Below are 14,186 nucleotides of genomic sequence, written 5' to 3' on the forward strand. Positions count from 1 at the left end.
GAAATGGTAATGCCGGGTGACAACGTGAAAATGACTGTTACCCTGATCGCTCCGATTGCCATGGAAGATGGTCTGCGCTTCGCGATTCGTGAAGGCGGCCGTACCGTTGGTGCCGGCGTGGTATCCAAGATCATCGAGTAATATGCTCGATTGGTCAGGAAAAAGGGGCTGAATTATTCAGCCCCTTTTTCCGTTTAAGTCGCAAAAGCGTGCCTGGCGGTGTCGATTGCAGTGGCAGTTGACATGGTTGGGTATTATGCATACAATGCGGCTCCTTTTTTTGAAGGTCGGCTAACTAGTAGCTGCTACGAGTGGAGTTTGGTGCATCATGCAAAGCCAAAAAATTCGAATCCGGTTGAAGGCGTTTGATTATCGCCTGATCGACCAGTCCACGCAGGAGATCGTCGATACCGCTAAGCGGACCGGCGCTCAGGTGCGTGGTCCAATCCCTCTGCCGACGCGGAAGGAAAAGTACACGGTATTGATCTCTCCGCACGTCAACAAAGACGCGCGTGATCAGTATGAAATTCGTACGCATAAGCGTCTGCTCGACATTGTTGAGCCGACGGAAAAGACAGTGGATGCTCTGATGAAACTGGACCTGGCGGCAGGTGTAGACGTTCAGATCAGCCTCGGCTAATACCGCCCGGTATTAGTCTGTGTAACTGTCATAGGCCATAGAGGGTGCGAGCCCCGTACACTTAAGAGGTGAAGCATGGCAATTGGTGTTGTCGGTCGTAAGGCCGGTATGACCCGTATTTTTACGGACGAAGGGCAGGCCCTGCCTGTCACGGTAATTGAGGTTGAGCCCAACCGCATTGCCCAACTCAAAACTCTCGAAAGCGACGGCTACCGTGCAGTACAGGTAACCGTAGGTTCTCGTCGTTCCTCCCGTGTAAACAAGGCGGCTGCTGGTCACTTCGCGAAAGCGGGTGTCGAGGCTGGTCGTGGCGTGTGGGAATTCCGTCTCGCTGACGGCGAAGGCGAAGATCTGGCTGCGGGTGGCGAGCTCACTGTCTCTGTATTCGAAGACGGTCAGGTGGTTGATGCCACCGGTCAGTCCAAGGGTAAGGGTTTCCAGGGCGGCGTAAAGCGCTGGAACTTCTCTATGCAGGACGCTACTCACGGTAACTCTCTGTCCCACCGTGCTCCGGGTTCCATTGGTCAGAACCAGACTCCGGGCAAGGTATTCAAGGGCAAGAAGATGGCCGGTCAGCTGGGTAATGCGCAGGTTACTGTGCAAAACCTGAAGATTGTCCGTGTCGATGCCGAGCGCAACCTGCTGCTGGTAAGTGGTGCCGTACCTGGCGCAACTGGCGGCGATGTTGTCATCAAGCCTGCAGTTAAAGCCTGAGGAGCGGTGCGATGGAATTAACAATTACTGGTAGCGGCAAGGGAATCTCTGTTTCCGACGCTGCATTTGCCAAAGATTTTAATGAGGCTCTGGTTCACCAGGTGGTAACTGCCTACATGGCAGCTGGCCGTCAGGGTACCAAGGCTCAGAAAACACGTTCCGAAGTTAGCGGCGGCGGCAAGAAGCCGTGGCGCCAGAAGGGTACCGGCCGTGCACGTGCCGGCACCATCCGTAGCCCGATCTGGCGCTCCGGTGGTGTAACCTTCGCTGCCAAGCCTCGCGACTTCGAGCAGAAGGTTAACCGCAAGATGTACCGTGCGGCTATGTGTTCCATTCTCTCCGAGCTGGTTCGTCAGGAGCGTCTGGTTGTGGTAGACGACATCAACGTCGACTCCCCCAAGACCAAGGCCTTTACTGCCAAGCTGAAGGACCTGGGCGTTTCCAATGCCCTGATCCTGTCCGAGAACGTTGAGCAGAACCTGCACCTGGCTTCCCGTAACATTCCCCACGTGGATGTTCGCGACGTAGCGGGTCTGGATCCGGTCAGCCTGGTTGCCTTCGAGAAAGTCGTGGTGACTGTTCCCGCTCTGAAGAAGATCGAGGAGATGCTGGGATGAATCAGGAACGTATTTACAAGGTCCTGCTTGGGCCGCACGTATCAGAAAAAGCGTCTCTGGCGGCAGAGCGTGGTCAGGTGGTGTTTCGTGTAGCCCCTGATGCAACCAAGCCGGAGATCAAAAAAGCCGTTGAGCAGCTGTTCAACGTCACCGTCGAAGGTGTTCAGGTTCTGAACCGTAAGGGTAAGCTCAAGCGCACTATCCGCGGGTTCGGCAAGCGTAATGACATTCGTAAGGCTTACGTCAAGCTGGCAGAAGGTCAGGACATCGATTTTCTGGATGTGGAATAAGGTAAAGGGGTCGTAATATGCCGATCGTCAAAACCAAGCCAACATCTGCCGGACGCCGTCACGTTGTAAAACTTTACAACCCGGATCTGCACAAAGGACGTCCTTACGAGCCGTTGGTAGAAACTAAGAGTAAGTCTGGTGGCCGTAACAATGCTGGCCGCATTACTACTCGTCACATTGGTGGTGGTCATAAGCAACACTACCGTGTTATCGATTTCAAGCGGACCAAAGATGGTATCCCGGCGATCATTGAGCGCCTGGAATATGATCCTAACCGCTCTGCGCACATCGCACTGCTGAAGTACTCCGATGGCGAGCGTCGCTACATCATCGCTCCCAAGGGTATGAAAGCTGGCGATCCAGTGCGTTCCGGCGTCGACGCGCCGATCAAGGTGGGCTCCACTCTGCCGCTCCGGAACATTCCGGTCGGTTCTGTGATCCACTGCGTCGAACTGAAGCCTGGCAAAGGTGCCCAGCTGGCTCGCTCCGCGGGCGCATCCGTACAGCTGGTAGCTCGGGAAGGGGCATATGCCACTATCCGCCTGCGTTCAGGTGAAATGCGTAAGGTGCTTGTAGATTGCCGTGCAACGCTGGGTGAAGTGTCCAACAGCGAGCACAGCCTCAAGCAGCTTGGTAAAGCGGGTGCATCACGTTGGCGCGGTAAACGTCCAACAGTACGTGGTGTTGCTATGAACCCAGTTGACCACCCGCATGGTGGTGGTGAAGGGCGTACCTCTGGCGGACGTCACCCGGTTACTCCGTGGGGTGTTCCGACCAAAGGGCATAAGACTCGTAAGAACAAGCGTACTGACAAGATGATAGTACGTCGTCGTTCAGCCAAGTAAACGACTACATAGAGGTAATTGCTGTGCCACGTTCTTTAAAGAAAGGTCCTTTTATAGACCTGCATCTGTTGAAGAAGGTCGAGGCAGCTCTGGAAGGAAATGACAAGCGGCCCATTAAAACCTGGTCCCGCCGGTCAACAGTTTTTCCGGAGATGGTAGGCCTGACCATTGCAGTCCACAACGGCAAGCAGCACGTGCCGGTTTATGTCACCGAAGATATGGTCGGTCATAAACTGGGTGAGTTCGCGGCAACGCGTACTTATCGTGGCCATGCGGCCGACAAGAAAGCTAAACGCTGATTGTGAGGTAATAGAAATGGAAGTAGCAGCCAAGTATAAGGGCGCTCGCCTCTCAGCTCAGAAAGCACGTCTTGTCGCCGACCAGGTACGCGGCAAGGCTGTTGAGGACGCCCTGAACATTCTGACTTTCAGCCCGAAGAAGGCAGCGGTAGTAATCAAGAAGGCTCTTGAGTCTGCCATTGCCAACGCTGAGCATAACGAAGGTCTGGACGTAGATGATCTGAGGGTTTCCACCGTTATGGTGGATGAGGGCCCAACGCTCAAGCGAATCAAAGCTCGAGCCAAGGGGCGCGCTGATCGTATTTTCAAGCGCACCTGTCATATCACCGTCAAGGTCGCCGACAAGTAGGAGATGCTCAGATGGGTCATAAAGTAAATCCAACCGGCATTCGCCTGGGTGTGATCAAAGAGCACAACTCAGTGTGGTATGCCGACAAGAAGGACTACGCGAAGAATCTGCTGAATGATATTCAGGTTCGCGAGTTCCTCGACAAGCGTCTGGTTAAGGCGTCTGTCAGCAAGATCGTGATCGAGCGCCCTGCTCAGAACGCCCGGATCACGATCCATACCGCCCGCCCCGGTATTGTTATCGGTAAGAAGGGTGAAGATGTTGATCGTCTGCGTCGCGAAGTTAGCGACATGATGGGTGTGCCCGTGCACATCAACATCGAAGAAGTCCGCAAACCGGACCTGGATGCCCGCCTGGTAGCGCAAAACGTTGCCGGCCAGCTGGAGCGTCGTGTGATGTTCCGTCGCGCTATGAAGCGTGCGGTACAGAATGCCATGCGCCAGGGTGCCAAGGGTATCAAGATTCAGGTTGGTGGTCGTCTTGGGGGTGCTGAGATCGCACGTTCCGAGTGGTATCGCGAAGGTCGTGTACCTCTGCACACACTGCGTGCAGATATTGATTATGCAACCTACGAAGCGAAGACCACTTACGGCATTATCGGCGTAAAGGTATGGATCTTCAAAGGTGAGATTCTTGGTGGTATGGAGCAGGTCCGTGCTGACAAGAAAGCCTCTGGGAAGAAAGGTTCTAAGTAAAGGGGCACTCTTATGCTGCAACCAAAACGCACCAAATTCCGCAAGGTAATGAAAGGCCGTAACACCGGTCTTGCTCACCGCGCCAATAAGGTGAGCTTCGGTGAATACGGATTGAAGGCGACTAGCCGTGGGCGTATAACTGCGCGCCAGATTGAGGCAGCGCGTCGTACCATGACTCGCCGCATCAAGCGGGGCGGTAAGATCTGGATCCGGGTATTCCCGGACAAGCCGATCACCGGTAAGCCGCTTGAAGTACGTATGGGTAAAGGTAAAGGTTCTGTCGAGTATTGGGTGGCTGAGATTCAGCCAGGCCGTATGCTTTACGAGATGGAAGGCGTAGCGGAAGAAATCGCCCGCGAAGCTTTCACTCTGGCTGCCGCCAAACTGCCGGTACAGACCACCTTTGTTAAGAGGACGGTGATGTGATGAAAGCAACAGAGCTGCGTGAAAAGTCAGTCGAGGAGCTGAACAAAGAGCTGATCGACCTCCTGAAGGAGCAGTTCAACCTGCGCATGCGCAAGGCGACAGGTCAGCTGAATCAGTCTCACCTTCTCGGCAAGGTGAAGCGCGATATCGCTCGCGTGAAAACAGTATTGAATGAAAAGGCAGGACAGTGACATGACCGAAGCTACCCAAACTGCCAGAACTCTGAGCGGCAAGGTCGTGAGCAACAAGATGGACAAGTCCATCGTGGTCCTGGTTGAGCGTCAGGTGAAACACCCTCTGTACGGTAAGTACATGAAGCGTTCAACCAAGATCCATGCACACGATGAAAGCAATCAGTGCAACATTGGTGACACCGTTACCATCCAGGAAACCCGTCCGGTCTCCAAGACCAAGACCTGGGCCCTGGTGGAAGTCACCGAACGCGCTGCCAAGGTGTAATTCGCCCGGAGAACAACCATGATTCAGACTCAAACAATGCTTGAAGTCGCGGATAACAGTGGTGCACGTCAGGTTATGTGCATCAAGGTCCTGGGCGGATCTCACCGGCGTTATGCAACCGTTGGGGATATCATCAAGGTAACCGTTAAGGAAGCCATCCCCCGCGGCAAGGTGAAAAAAGGCCAGGTCCTGAAGGCTGTTGTAGTACGTACCCGTAAGGGTGTGCGTCGTCCGGACGGTTCTCTGATCCGTTTTGACGGTAACGCGGCGGTACTTCTGAACAATCAGGACGCTCCCATTGGTACCCGTATCTTCGGACCGGTTACCCGTGAACTGCGTAACGAGAAGTTCATGAAGATTATCTCACTGGCACCCGAAGTACTTTAAAGGACCAGAGGCCGGTTATGAAAAAGATCAAACGAGATGACGAAGTAATCGTCACCACGGGGAAAGACAAAGGCAAACGTGGTAAAGTCCTGAAGGTTCAGGACGACGGTCGCGTGATTGTTTCTGGCATCAACATGATGAAGAAGCACACAAAACCGAACCCGATGCTCGGCACCCCGGGTGGTATCGTCGAGAAAGAAGCGCCTATCCAGGCTTCCAACGTGGCTATTTTTAATCCGCAGACCGGCAAAGCCGATCGTGTTGGCTTCCAGATCAAGGAAGACGGCAGCAAAGTGCGGATCTTCAAGTCCACGAACGAAGCTGTCGATAACCAGTAAGCGGTGGTGGTTACGATGCTTAACATGAAAGAGCAGTACACTAAGGAAGTGGTACCCGCCCTGCAGAAAGAGTTCGGTTACAAGAACGTTATGCAGGTGCCGCGTATCGAGAAAATCACCCTGAACATGGGTGTTGGCGAAGCGGTTGGTGACAAAAAGCTGATTGAGAATGCCGTGGCGGATCTTGAGCGCCTGGCAGGTCAGAAAGCGGTTGTCACCAAGGCACGCAAATCCGTAGCGGGTTTCAAAATCCGTGAAGGTTGGCCGATTGGCTGTAAAGTGACCCTGCGCGGTGAGCGCATGTGGGATTTCTTTGATCGTCTGGTGCACATTGCGGTTCCCCGCATTCGTGACTTCCGCGGTCTGAACCCGAAATCCTTCGATGGTCGCGGTAACTACAGCATGGGTGTTCGTGAGCAGATCATCTTCCCTGAGATCGAGTACGACAAAGTCGACAAGATCCGCGGGCTGGATATCACCATCACCACCACTGCCGGTACCGACGACGAAGGTCGCGAACTGTTGAAAGCCTTTGGCTTTCCGTTCAAGAAATAAGGAACGAGTGACATGGCGAAGGTTTCAATGAAGAACCGCGAGCAAAAGCGCGAGCAACTGGTAGCGAAATATGCTGCCAAGCGCGCTGAGCTCAAGGCGATTATCAAAAACCCGAATACCAGCGACGATGACCGTTGGGATGCACAAATGAAGCTCCAGCAGCTTCCGCGTGATTCATCTCCCTCGCGTCTTCGGAATCGTTGCCAGGTGACTGGTCGTCCCCACGGCGTTCTGCGTAAGTTCGAGCTGTCACGGATTAAACTCCGTGAATACGGCATGCGCGGTGACGTTCCGGGCCTGACCAAGGCAAGCTGGTAAGATAGGCAACCTGACTTCGGTCAGGTGCCTGTTGGTAAGCGGTGCGGCACGCCGCTGCACAACTAAAAAGATCAGGAGCCTCATACTAATGAGTATGCAAGACACGCTTGCGGATATGTTTACCCGTATCCGTAATGCCCAGATGGCGTCAAAAGCTGACGTAACGATGCCATCTTCCAAAATGAAGGTCTCCGTAGCCCAGGTCCTGAAGGACGAAGGTTACGTTGAGGATTTCTCTGTTTCAGCTGACGCGAAGCCCGAGCTGACCATCACTCTGAAATACTTCGGTGGCAAGCCGGTTATTGAAGAGATCAAGCGGGTTAGCCGTCCGAGTCTGCGCCAGTACAAAGGCGCCGGGAAACTGCCGAAAGTATCCGGTGGTCTGGGAGTCGCGATTGTCTCAACGTCCAAGGGCGTTATGACAGACCGCGCCGCACGAGCTGCAGGCGTGGGTGGCGAAGTCATCTGCACCGTATTCTAGGAGATACACATGTCCAGGGTTGCCAATAATCCTGTCGTGCTGCCTTCCGGTGTTGAGGTCAAGCTGAACGGACAGGAAATTAACGTGAAGGGCTCCAAGGGAGCGCTTCAATTCACCATTCACCAAGCGGTAGAAGTAAAGCAGGAAGAGGGTACTCTTCGCTTTGCTGCACGCGATGGTGCCAAACAGTCCCGCGCTCTTGCTGGTACTACTCGTGCGCTGGTTAACAACATGGTTGCCGGCGTATCCACAGGCTGGGAGCGCAAGCTGCAGCTGACGGGCGTAGGTTACCGTGCGCAGGCGCAAGGTAAGAAGCTTAACCTGACCCTGGGTTTTTCCCATCCGGTCGAGTATGAGCTGCCCGAGGGTGTTACCGCTGAAACTCCGTCCAATACGGAAGTTGTGATTCGCGGTATCGACAAGCAACAGGTTGGCCAGGTCGCTGCTGAAATTCGCGCGTTCCGTCCGCCCGAGCCTTATAAGGGTAAGGGTGTTCGTTATGCGGATGAGCAGGTCAGACGCAAAGAAGCCAAGAAGAAATAAGGCGGGACTATGAGCGCGAATATCGAAAGACTGCGTCGCGCACGTAAAGTGCGCATGAAGATTCGTGAGCTGGGTACTGACCGTCTGTGCGTTCACCGCACTCCGCGTCATATGTACGCCCAGGTTACAACTGCAGATGGCAGCAAAGTGCTGGCCACTGCCTCCACGTTGGATAAGGAACTGCGCCAGGGTGCAACCGGTAACGTGGACGCTGCCAAGAAGGTCGGTCAGCTGATTGCTGAGCGTGCCAAGGCAGCAGGCATTGAGAAGGTCGCTTTTGACCGCTCAGGTTACCGTTATCACGGACGCGTCCAGGCTCTGGCCGACGCAGCCCGTGAAGCTGGCTTGCAATTCTAAGAGGTGGAGAAGATGAGCGTTAACGAACAGAAGGCGCCTGAGCTCCAGGAAAGGCTGGTTCAGGTAAACCGCGTCGCCAAGGTTGTTAAAGGCGGCCGGATTTTTGCCTTCACCGCACTGACTGTAGTGGGTGATGGTAAAGGACGCGTTGGTTTCGGTCGTGGTAAGGCCCGGGAAGTTCCGGTAGCCATCCAGAAGGCGATGGAAGCTGCTCGCAAGAACATGGTAGATGTGGCGCTTGACGGCAACACTCTGCAGTACCCGGTTCGCGCCCAGCACGGCGGTTCCAAGGTGTACATGCAGCCGGCATCTGAAGGTACCGGTGTTATCGCCGGTGGTGCGATGCGTGCGGTGCTGGAAGTGGCAGGCGTTCAGAACGTTCTGTCCAAGTGCTACGGCTCTACCAACCCGGTGAACGTGGTACGTTCCACCATCAAGGGTCTGCAGGCCATGAAGGCGCCTGAAGATATTGCAGCCAAGCGCGGTAAATCCGTCGAAGATATTCTGGGTTGAAGTCATGGCGAACGCAAAAACGATCAAAGTAACTCTGACCCGCAGCCCGATCGGCTGTCAGCCCAAGCACAAGCTGTGTGTAAAGGGTCTGGGTCTTCGTAAAATCGGTCACACCGTTGAAGTGGAAGATACTCCTTCCATTCGCGGCATGATCAACCGGGTTAACTACCTGGTTCAGGTTGAGGAGAACTAAGATGCGTCTGAACGAACTTGCTCCGGAACCTGGTTCGCGTCCTAGCGCCAAGCGCGTTGGTCGTGGTATCGGTAGCGGTCTGGGTAAAACCGGTGGTCGCGGTCACAAAGGTCTGAAATCCCGTTCCGGTGGCTCTGTAGCCCCTGGTTTCGAGGGTGGTCAGCAGCCTCTGGCCCGTCGTCTGCCGAAGTTTGGTTTCACCTCCCGCCAGCAGCGTTACGTTGCTGAGATTCGCCTGAACGAACTGGCGAAGGTAGAAGGCGATGTAGTCGACCTGGCTGCACTGAAAAAGGCTGACATCATTCGTGAAGAAATTCGCGAAGCCAAGGTTATGCTGTCTGGCGAGCTGGACCGCGCAGTAACCGTTAAAGGGCTACGTGTCACCAAAGGCGCACGCGAGGCAATCATTGCCGCGGGTGGGAAAGTCGAAGACTAAGACGAGTCGAGGACTAAATGGCCAAGACAGCATCATTGCCTGCGGGCGCCGGAAAAGGATTTGCAGAGCTGCGTTCGCGGCTCTGGTTTGTCTTCCTGGCGCTGTTGGTGTACCGGATCGGTGCCCACATCCCGGTTCCAGGCATCAACCCGGACCGGTTGGCGGCACTGTTTGACCAGAATCAGGGTACTATACTGAGCCTGTTCAACATGTTTTCCGGTGGTGCGCTTGAGCGCATGAGTATCTTCGCACTCGGTATCATGCCGTACATTTCTGCCTCTATTATCATGCAGCTCATGACTGCGGTTAGTCCGCAGCTTGAGCAGCTGAAGAAGGAAGGCGAAGCTGGTCGTCGCAAGATCAGTCAGTACACCCGGTATGGTACGGTTATCTTGGCCCTGGTTCAGGGCTTTGGTATTTCTGTGGGGCTGGCCTCTCAGGGCGTTACCTTTAACGACAGCTTCAGCTTCCACTTTGTGGCGGTTGTTTCCTTCGTGTGTGGTGCCGTCTTCATGATGTGGCTTGGCGAGCAGATCACCGAGCGTGGTATCGGTAACGGTATTTCCCTGCTGATTTTTGCAGGGATTGTTGCCGGTCTCCCGGGGGCTATTGGTCAGACCCTGGAGCAGGCCCGTAACGGTGAAATGAGCCTGTTGGTAGTGCTCGGTATTGGTGTCCTGGCAATCGCGGTTGTCGGCTTCGTGGTCTTCATGGAGCGGGGCCAGCGCCGGCTTACCATCAACTATGCCAAGCGGCAGCAAGGGCGCCGGGTATTTGCCCAGCAGTCCAGCCACCTGCCGCTGAAGGTGAACATGGCCGGTGTTATTCCGCCGATCTTTGCCTCTTCCATTCTGCTGTTCCCGGCTTCGCTCGGTCAGTGGTTTGGCCAGGGTGAAGGCATGGAATGGCTGAGCGATGTGTCCCAGGCATTGGCGCCGAGCCAGCCTTTGTATATCATCCTGTTCGCAGCAGCAGTAGTCTTCTTCTGCTTCTTCTACACAGCGCTGATGTACAACCCCAAAGAAGTTGCGGATAACCTCAAGCGTTCCGGCGCGTTTATCCCGGGTATTCGTCCGGGAGAACAGACCTCCAAGTACATCGATGGTGTGCTTACCCGTCTGACGTTGTTCGGGGCTATGTATATTGCAGCAGTATCCCTGTTCCCTCAGTTCCTGATGGTTGCGGGTAACGTGCCTTTCTATCTTGGTGGTACGTCTCTGCTGATTGTTGTAGTCGTGGTGATGGATTTCATGGCGCAGGTTCAGTCGCACCTGATGTCCCATCAGTATGAATCGCTGATGAAGAAATCCAATCTCAAGGGCTATGGTCGGAACGGCTGATTAAGCCGTTCCCCTTGAAAACTGGAGTCGACAATGAAAGTACGCGCTTCGGTAAAGAAAATTTGCCGTAACTGCAAAGTAATTCGACGCAATGGCTCAGTACGAGTCATCTGCTCGGAGCCTCGCCACAAGCAGCGCCAGGGCTGATTCTCCGGAATCGCACTGACATTGCAGAAGGGGTTCGGAATAGTGGCGCTTGACTCGACCACGGGTCAGGCGCTATTATTTCGCGCCCTTTTTGTGGCGGAAAATTCACACAGCAAAGCTTTGAACGCGGAGTAATTTGGATGGCACGTATAGCCGGTGTCAATATACCCGATCACAAACATGCTGTTATCTCGCTGACCTACATCTTTGGTGTTGGCAAGACAACAGCCCAGAAGCTTTGCGATGCAACCGGCGTTAAGCCGGACGCCAAGGTCAAAGACCTGAGCGACGAGCAGCTTGAAGCACTTCGTACTGAAGTGGGCAAGTTTACCGTCGAAGGCGATCTGCGTCGTGAAGTACAGATGAACATCAAGCGTTTGAAGGATCTCGGTTGCTTCCGTGGTCTGCGCCATCGTCACGGCCTTCCGGTCCGTGGTCAGCGCACCAAGACCAACGCCCGCACCCGTAAAGGTCCTCGCAAACCTATTCGTAAGTAACAGGTAGGCAAACATGGCAAAGCCAGGTACACGTACCCGTAAAAAGGTGAAAAAGACGGTTGTTGATGGCGTCGCGCACATTCACGCGTCCTTCAACAACACCATCGTGACCATTTCGGACCGTCAGGGCAACGTCCTGTCCTGGGCCACCTCAGGTGGTTCCGGTTTCCGCGGCTCACGTAAGAGTACACCTTTTGCTGCGCAGGTAGCAGCTGAAAGAGCCGGTAATGCGGCTGCTGAATACGGCCTTAAAAACCTGGACGTAGAGGTTAAGGGTCCTGGGCCCGGACGTGAATCCGCTGTACGCGCGCTTAACGGCTGCGGGTACAAGATCACCAACATCACTGATGTGACGCCGATTCCCCACAACGGCTGTCGTCCGTCCAAGAAGCGCCGCGTCTAACACAGGAGACAGTGAAATATGGCTCGTTATATAGGCCCGAAGTGCAAGCTGTCTCGTCGTGAAGGGACAGATCTTTTTCTGAAGAGCGGCGTACGCGCGCTCGATTCCAAGTGCAACATCGAGACTCCGCCGGGTATGCACGGCGCGCGTCGCGGTCGTCTGTCCGAATACGGCTTGCAGCTTCGCGAGAAGCAAAAAGTTCGTCGTATCTACGGTGTGCTTGAGAAGCAGTTCCGTAGCTACTACAAAGAGGCTGCCCGTCGGAAGGGCGCAACCGGTGAAAACCTGCTGCAACTTCTGGAAGGCCGTCTGGATAACGTTGTATATCGCATGGGCTTTGGTTCTACCCGTGCGGAAGCTCGTCAGCTCGTCTCTCACAAGGCGATCCTGGTGAATGATAAGTCGGTGAACATTCCGTCTTACCAGGTTAAGCCGGGTGACGTTGTGAGTGTGCGCGAAAAGTCCAAGAACCAGCTGCGTGTTAAAGGCGCTCTGGAACTCTCTGGTAGCCGCGCACCGGTAAGCTGGGTAGAGGTTGACGCCAACAAGATGTCCGGCGTTTACAAGTCAGTACCTGAGCGTACTGAACTGCCGGCCGACATCAACGAGAACCTCATCGTCGAGCTTTACTCCAAGTAAAGCCCAGTTAGCAACGATAGCAGATAGGGGCGTCTATGCAGCGTTCAGTACATGAGTTATTGACACCTCGTACCATTGACGTGAAAGAATCCAGCGCCGCGCGCGCTAAGGTGACCCTGGAGCCGCTTGAACGCGGTTTCGGTCACACCCTGGGTAGCGCGCTGCGTCGTATTCTTCTGTCTTCAATGCCGGGCTGCGCCGTGACTGAAGCACAGATCGACGGTGTCCTGCACGAGTACAGTGCCATTGAAGGTGTCCAGGAAGACGTCATCGAGATTCTCCTGAATCTCAAGGGCGTCGCCGTAAAGATGCACGGCCGTGACGATGCTGAGCTCACGCTCAGCAAGAAAGGCCCGGGCGTAGTGACTGCCGGCGATATCAAGCTGGACCACGATGTGGAAATCGCTAACCCGGAGCACGTGATCTGTCACCTGAGCGAAAACGGCGAAGTGAACATGCGTTTGCGTGTTGCACGTGGCCGCGGCTATGAGCCGGCTGATCAGCGTGGTCTGGACGAGGATGAAACTCGTGCCATCGGACGCTTGCAGCTTGATGCTACGTTCAGCCCGGTTCGTCGTGTGGCTTATGCCGTCGAGAGCGCTCGGGTTGAGCAGCGTACAGACCTGGACAAGCTGGTTATTGACCTGGAGACCAACGGTACTATCGATCCGGAAGAAGCAATTCGCCGGGCGGCTACCATCCTCCAGCAGCAACTGGCGGTGTTCGTAGATTTCGATCATGAGAAAGAGCCAGAGCGCGTTGAAGAAGAGGAAGAAATTGATCCGATTCTGCTGCGTCCGGTTGATGATCTGGAATTAACTGTGCGTTCAGCTAACTGCTTGAAGGCTGAAAACATTTACTATATCGGCGATCTTATCCAGCGCACCGAAGTGGAGCTGCTGAAGACGCCTAACCTTGGCAAAAAGTCGCTTACCGAGATCAAGGACGTTCTTGCGTCCCGTGGTTTGTCTCTGGGTATGCGTCTTGATAACTGGCCGCCGGCAAGCCTTCGTGGTGATGACCGGGTTCTGGGCGGTTGATCGCCGATTAGTTTAAGGTAAGGAATCAGAGCAATGCGTCATCGTAAGAGTGGTCGTAAGTTCAACAGGACCAGTGCGCATCGCAAGGCCATGTTCCGTAACATGACTGCGTCACTGGTTGAGCACGAGCTGATCAAAACGACGCTCCCGAAAGCCAAAGAGCTGCGTCGGGTAGCTGAGCCGTTGATCACGCTCGCAAAGAATGATTCGGTAGCAAATCGTCGTCTGGCGTTCTCACGTCTGCGTAGCGATGCTGCGGTAGCCAAGCTGTTTGATGAGCTGGGCCCCCGTTACAGCGAGCGTCCGGGTGGTTACCTTCGTATCCTGAAGTGCGGTTTCCGTGCTGGCGACAATGCCCCTATGGCATTCGTAGAGCTGGTCGGTCGTCCTCTGGACATCGAAGCTGAAGAAGTGGACGACGAAGAGTAAGTTCTTCCGAGTCCATAAAAAAACCGGGTTCCGTGAGGTTCCCGGTTTTTTTGTTTGCCCGGCGAAGCCGGCAAACCCGGCCATCTGAAAGAAGATGGCGTCACCCCGACTGAGGGGAAGACAATCCGACTGGCAAGGGCGTCACTGGCCAACGGTGGGGTCTGAAGGAAGCCATAGGAAGTTAACGGTACACAACGCAAGTGAACCTGCTTCGGCAGCCCAGGTGGGTTAGCGTG

29 protein-coding genes are annotated in these 14,186 nt (G+C 54.7%); all 29 read left to right on the forward strand.

Annotation, left to right across the window (positions count from 1 at the left end; all coding sequences use genetic code 11):
- On the forward strand, nucleotides 1-141 hold a 141-nt coding region (locus AC13DJ_RS00135; protein ID WP_459413317.1), incomplete at its 5' end, for an EF-Tu C-terminal domain-related protein.
- 187 nt (nucleotides 142-328) lie between these two features.
- Nucleotides 329-640 carry a 30S ribosomal protein S10 gene (gene rpsJ / locus AC13DJ_RS00140; protein ID WP_004580743.1) on the forward strand — a complete coding sequence of 104 codons (312 nt, stop codon included), beginning with the start codon at nucleotides 329-331 and terminating at the stop codon, nucleotides 638-640.
- 75 nt (nucleotides 641-715) lie between these two features.
- Nucleotides 716-1,354: a 50S ribosomal protein L3 gene (gene rplC, locus AC13DJ_RS00145; RefSeq protein WP_482932789.1), complete on the forward strand. Its 639-nt coding sequence runs from the start codon at nucleotides 716-718 to the stop codon at nucleotides 1,352-1,354.
- Between the two features lie 11 nt (nucleotides 1,355-1,365).
- Nucleotides 1,366-1,971, forward strand: coding sequence for a 50S ribosomal protein L4 (rplD, locus tag AC13DJ_RS00150; protein ID WP_022989782.1), 606 nt, complete (start codon nucleotides 1,366-1,368; stop codon nucleotides 1,969-1,971).
- A complete protein-coding gene (rplW, locus tag AC13DJ_RS00155) occupies nucleotides 1,968-2,261 on the forward strand; it encodes a 50S ribosomal protein L23 (protein WP_008174862.1) in 294 nt (97 codons plus the stop codon). The genes rplD and rplW overlap by 4 nt, the downstream gene beginning before the upstream one ends.
- A gap of 17 nt (nucleotides 2,262-2,278) precedes the next feature.
- Nucleotides 2,279-3,106 (forward strand): 50S ribosomal protein L2, encoded by an 828-nt coding sequence (gene rplB / locus AC13DJ_RS00160; protein WP_022989783.1) that lies wholly within the window; start codon nucleotides 2,279-2,281, stop codon nucleotides 3,104-3,106.
- A gap of 23 nt (nucleotides 3,107-3,129) precedes the next feature.
- Nucleotides 3,130-3,405, forward strand: a complete 276-nt coding sequence (rpsS, locus tag AC13DJ_RS00165; protein ID WP_036219840.1) for a 30S ribosomal protein S19 — start codon at nucleotides 3,130-3,132, stop codon at nucleotides 3,403-3,405.
- 16 nt (nucleotides 3,406-3,421) lie between these two features.
- The gene (gene rplV / locus AC13DJ_RS00170) at nucleotides 3,422-3,754 is read left to right on the forward strand and encodes a 50S ribosomal protein L22 (protein WP_008940674.1); all 333 of its coding nucleotides are present in this window, start codon (nucleotides 3,422-3,424) and stop codon (nucleotides 3,752-3,754) included.
- An 11-nt stretch (nucleotides 3,755-3,765) separates the two neighbouring features.
- Nucleotides 3,766-4,449, forward strand: coding sequence for a 30S ribosomal protein S3 (rpsC, locus tag AC13DJ_RS00175; protein WP_022989785.1), 684 nt, complete (start codon nucleotides 3,766-3,768; stop codon nucleotides 4,447-4,449).
- A 12-nt stretch (nucleotides 4,450-4,461) separates the two neighbouring features.
- Nucleotides 4,462-4,875 carry a 50S ribosomal protein L16 gene (gene rplP / locus AC13DJ_RS00180; protein ID WP_022989786.1) on the forward strand — a complete coding sequence of 138 codons (414 nt, stop codon included), beginning with the start codon at nucleotides 4,462-4,464 and terminating at the stop codon, nucleotides 4,873-4,875.
- Nucleotides 4,875-5,066 (forward strand): 50S ribosomal protein L29, encoded by a 192-nt coding sequence (gene rpmC / locus AC13DJ_RS00185; protein ID WP_008174877.1) that lies wholly within the window; start codon nucleotides 4,875-4,877, stop codon nucleotides 5,064-5,066. The genes rplP and rpmC overlap by 1 nt, the downstream gene beginning before the upstream one ends.
- Before the next feature lies 1 nt (nucleotide 5,067).
- Nucleotides 5,068-5,334, forward strand: coding sequence for a 30S ribosomal protein S17 (gene rpsQ, locus AC13DJ_RS00190; protein WP_022989787.1), 267 nt, complete (start codon nucleotides 5,068-5,070; stop codon nucleotides 5,332-5,334).
- Between the two features lie 18 nt (nucleotides 5,335-5,352).
- A complete protein-coding gene (gene rplN / locus AC13DJ_RS00195) occupies nucleotides 5,353-5,721 on the forward strand; it encodes a 50S ribosomal protein L14 (RefSeq protein WP_011784252.1) in 369 nt (122 codons plus the stop codon).
- Between the two features lie 17 nt (nucleotides 5,722-5,738).
- Complete coding sequence (gene rplX / locus AC13DJ_RS00200) at nucleotides 5,739-6,059, forward strand: 50S ribosomal protein L24 (protein ID WP_022989788.1); 321 nt, start codon at nucleotides 5,739-5,741, stop codon at nucleotides 6,057-6,059.
- Between the two features lie 15 nt (nucleotides 6,060-6,074).
- Nucleotides 6,075-6,614, forward strand: a complete 540-nt coding sequence (rplE, locus tag AC13DJ_RS00205; protein WP_058090001.1) for a 50S ribosomal protein L5 — start codon at nucleotides 6,075-6,077, stop codon at nucleotides 6,612-6,614.
- Between the two features lie 12 nt (nucleotides 6,615-6,626).
- Nucleotides 6,627-6,932, forward strand: a complete 306-nt coding sequence (rpsN, locus tag AC13DJ_RS00210) for a 30S ribosomal protein S14 (RefSeq protein ID WP_022989790.1) — start codon at nucleotides 6,627-6,629, stop codon at nucleotides 6,930-6,932.
- An 88-nt stretch (nucleotides 6,933-7,020) separates the two neighbouring features.
- Nucleotides 7,021-7,413: a 30S ribosomal protein S8 gene (gene rpsH / locus AC13DJ_RS00215; protein WP_022989791.1), complete on the forward strand. Its 393-nt coding sequence runs from the start codon at nucleotides 7,021-7,023 to the stop codon at nucleotides 7,411-7,413.
- A gap of 9 nt (nucleotides 7,414-7,422) precedes the next feature.
- Nucleotides 7,423-7,956 carry a 50S ribosomal protein L6 gene (gene rplF, locus AC13DJ_RS00220; protein WP_022989792.1) on the forward strand — a complete coding sequence of 178 codons (534 nt, stop codon included), beginning with the start codon at nucleotides 7,423-7,425 and terminating at the stop codon, nucleotides 7,954-7,956.
- 9 nt (nucleotides 7,957-7,965) lie between these two features.
- Nucleotides 7,966-8,313 (forward strand): 50S ribosomal protein L18, encoded by a 348-nt coding sequence (gene rplR / locus AC13DJ_RS00225; protein WP_022989793.1) that lies wholly within the window; start codon nucleotides 7,966-7,968, stop codon nucleotides 8,311-8,313.
- Between the two features lie 12 nt (nucleotides 8,314-8,325).
- Nucleotides 8,326-8,826 carry a 30S ribosomal protein S5 gene (rpsE, locus tag AC13DJ_RS00230; protein WP_022989794.1) on the forward strand — a complete coding sequence of 167 codons (501 nt, stop codon included), beginning with the start codon at nucleotides 8,326-8,328 and terminating at the stop codon, nucleotides 8,824-8,826.
- 4 nt (nucleotides 8,827-8,830) lie between these two features.
- A complete protein-coding gene (gene rpmD / locus AC13DJ_RS00235; RefSeq protein ID WP_007153997.1) occupies nucleotides 8,831-9,019 on the forward strand; it encodes a 50S ribosomal protein L30 in 189 nt (62 codons plus the stop codon).
- Between the two features lies 1 nt (nucleotide 9,020).
- Nucleotides 9,021-9,455, forward strand: a complete 435-nt coding sequence (rplO, locus tag AC13DJ_RS00240) for a 50S ribosomal protein L15 (RefSeq protein WP_022989795.1) — start codon at nucleotides 9,021-9,023, stop codon at nucleotides 9,453-9,455.
- 17 nt (nucleotides 9,456-9,472) lie between these two features.
- Nucleotides 9,473-10,795, forward strand: a complete 1,323-nt coding sequence (gene secY, locus AC13DJ_RS00245; protein WP_036219842.1) for a preprotein translocase subunit SecY — start codon at nucleotides 9,473-9,475, stop codon at nucleotides 10,793-10,795.
- A 33-nt stretch (nucleotides 10,796-10,828) separates the two neighbouring features.
- Nucleotides 10,829-10,942: a 50S ribosomal protein L36 gene (rpmJ, locus tag AC13DJ_RS00250; protein ID WP_008174902.1), complete on the forward strand. Its 114-nt coding sequence runs from the start codon at nucleotides 10,829-10,831 to the stop codon at nucleotides 10,940-10,942.
- 140 nt (nucleotides 10,943-11,082) lie between these two features.
- Nucleotides 11,083-11,439 carry a 30S ribosomal protein S13 gene (gene rpsM / locus AC13DJ_RS00255; protein WP_022989797.1) on the forward strand — a complete coding sequence of 119 codons (357 nt, stop codon included), beginning with the start codon at nucleotides 11,083-11,085 and terminating at the stop codon, nucleotides 11,437-11,439.
- A gap of 13 nt (nucleotides 11,440-11,452) precedes the next feature.
- Complete coding sequence (gene rpsK, locus AC13DJ_RS00260; RefSeq protein ID WP_482932790.1) at nucleotides 11,453-11,842, forward strand: 30S ribosomal protein S11; 390 nt, start codon at nucleotides 11,453-11,455, stop codon at nucleotides 11,840-11,842.
- A gap of 18 nt (nucleotides 11,843-11,860) precedes the next feature.
- Nucleotides 11,861-12,481 carry a 30S ribosomal protein S4 gene (rpsD, locus tag AC13DJ_RS00265; RefSeq protein ID WP_022989798.1) on the forward strand — a complete coding sequence of 207 codons (621 nt, stop codon included), beginning with the start codon at nucleotides 11,861-11,863 and terminating at the stop codon, nucleotides 12,479-12,481.
- 35 nt (nucleotides 12,482-12,516) lie between these two features.
- Nucleotides 12,517-13,521 carry a DNA-directed RNA polymerase subunit alpha gene (locus tag AC13DJ_RS00270; RefSeq protein WP_058341458.1) on the forward strand — a complete coding sequence of 335 codons (1,005 nt, stop codon included), beginning with the start codon at nucleotides 12,517-12,519 and terminating at the stop codon, nucleotides 13,519-13,521.
- Between the two features lie 33 nt (nucleotides 13,522-13,554).
- The gene (gene rplQ, locus AC13DJ_RS00275) at nucleotides 13,555-13,950 is read left to right on the forward strand and encodes a 50S ribosomal protein L17 (protein WP_094626106.1); all 396 of its coding nucleotides are present in this window, start codon (nucleotides 13,555-13,557) and stop codon (nucleotides 13,948-13,950) included.
- The last annotated feature ends 236 nt before the right edge of the window (nucleotides 13,951-14,186 follow it).

Source organism: Marinobacter sp. L-46 (assembly GCF_056859535.1).

Coding starts and splice junctions, on each gene's coding strand:
- rpsJ (WP_004580743.1), top strand. CDS start 329: ATGCAAAGCCAAAAAATTCGAATCCGGTTGAAGGCGTTTGATTATCGC.
- rplC (WP_482932789.1), top strand. CDS start 716: ATGGCAATTGGTGTTGTCGGTCGTAAGGCCGGTATGACCCGTATTTTT.
- rplD (WP_022989782.1), top strand. CDS start 1,366: ATGGAATTAACAATTACTGGTAGCGGCAAGGGAATCTCTGTTTCCGAC.
- rplW (WP_008174862.1), top strand. CDS start 1,968: ATGAATCAGGAACGTATTTACAAGGTCCTGCTTGGGCCGCACGTATCA.
- rplB (WP_022989783.1), top strand. CDS start 2,279: ATGCCGATCGTCAAAACCAAGCCAACATCTGCCGGACGCCGTCACGTT.
- rplV (WP_008940674.1), top strand. CDS start 3,422: ATGGAAGTAGCAGCCAAGTATAAGGGCGCTCGCCTCTCAGCTCAGAAA.
- rpsC (WP_022989785.1), top strand. CDS start 3,766: ATGGGTCATAAAGTAAATCCAACCGGCATTCGCCTGGGTGTGATCAAA.
- rplP (WP_022989786.1), top strand. CDS start 4,462: ATGCTGCAACCAAAACGCACCAAATTCCGCAAGGTAATGAAAGGCCGT.
- rpmC (WP_008174877.1), top strand. CDS start 4,875: ATGAAAGCAACAGAGCTGCGTGAAAAGTCAGTCGAGGAGCTGAACAAA.
- rpsQ (WP_022989787.1), top strand. CDS start 5,068: ATGACCGAAGCTACCCAAACTGCCAGAACTCTGAGCGGCAAGGTCGTG.
- rplN (WP_011784252.1), top strand. CDS start 5,353: ATGATTCAGACTCAAACAATGCTTGAAGTCGCGGATAACAGTGGTGCA.
- rplX (WP_022989788.1), top strand. CDS start 5,739: ATGAAAAAGATCAAACGAGATGACGAAGTAATCGTCACCACGGGGAAA.
- rplE (WP_058090001.1), top strand. CDS start 6,075: ATGCTTAACATGAAAGAGCAGTACACTAAGGAAGTGGTACCCGCCCTG.
- rpsN (WP_022989790.1), top strand. CDS start 6,627: ATGGCGAAGGTTTCAATGAAGAACCGCGAGCAAAAGCGCGAGCAACTG.
- rpsH (WP_022989791.1), top strand. CDS start 7,021: ATGAGTATGCAAGACACGCTTGCGGATATGTTTACCCGTATCCGTAAT.
- rplF (WP_022989792.1), top strand. CDS start 7,423: ATGTCCAGGGTTGCCAATAATCCTGTCGTGCTGCCTTCCGGTGTTGAG.
- rplR (WP_022989793.1), top strand. CDS start 7,966: ATGAGCGCGAATATCGAAAGACTGCGTCGCGCACGTAAAGTGCGCATG.
- rpsE (WP_022989794.1), top strand. CDS start 8,326: ATGAGCGTTAACGAACAGAAGGCGCCTGAGCTCCAGGAAAGGCTGGTT.
- rpmD (WP_007153997.1), top strand. CDS start 8,831: ATGGCGAACGCAAAAACGATCAAAGTAACTCTGACCCGCAGCCCGATC.
- rplO (WP_022989795.1), top strand. CDS start 9,021: ATGCGTCTGAACGAACTTGCTCCGGAACCTGGTTCGCGTCCTAGCGCC.
- secY (WP_036219842.1), top strand. CDS start 9,473: ATGGCCAAGACAGCATCATTGCCTGCGGGCGCCGGAAAAGGATTTGCA.
- rpmJ (WP_008174902.1), top strand. CDS start 10,829: ATGAAAGTACGCGCTTCGGTAAAGAAAATTTGCCGTAACTGCAAAGTA.
- rpsM (WP_022989797.1), top strand. CDS start 11,083: ATGGCACGTATAGCCGGTGTCAATATACCCGATCACAAACATGCTGTT.
- rpsK (WP_482932790.1), top strand. CDS start 11,453: ATGGCAAAGCCAGGTACACGTACCCGTAAAAAGGTGAAAAAGACGGTT.
- rpsD (WP_022989798.1), top strand. CDS start 11,861: ATGGCTCGTTATATAGGCCCGAAGTGCAAGCTGTCTCGTCGTGAAGGG.
- AC13DJ_RS00270 (WP_058341458.1), top strand. CDS start 12,517: ATGCAGCGTTCAGTACATGAGTTATTGACACCTCGTACCATTGACGTG.
- rplQ (WP_094626106.1), top strand. CDS start 13,555: ATGCGTCATCGTAAGAGTGGTCGTAAGTTCAACAGGACCAGTGCGCAT.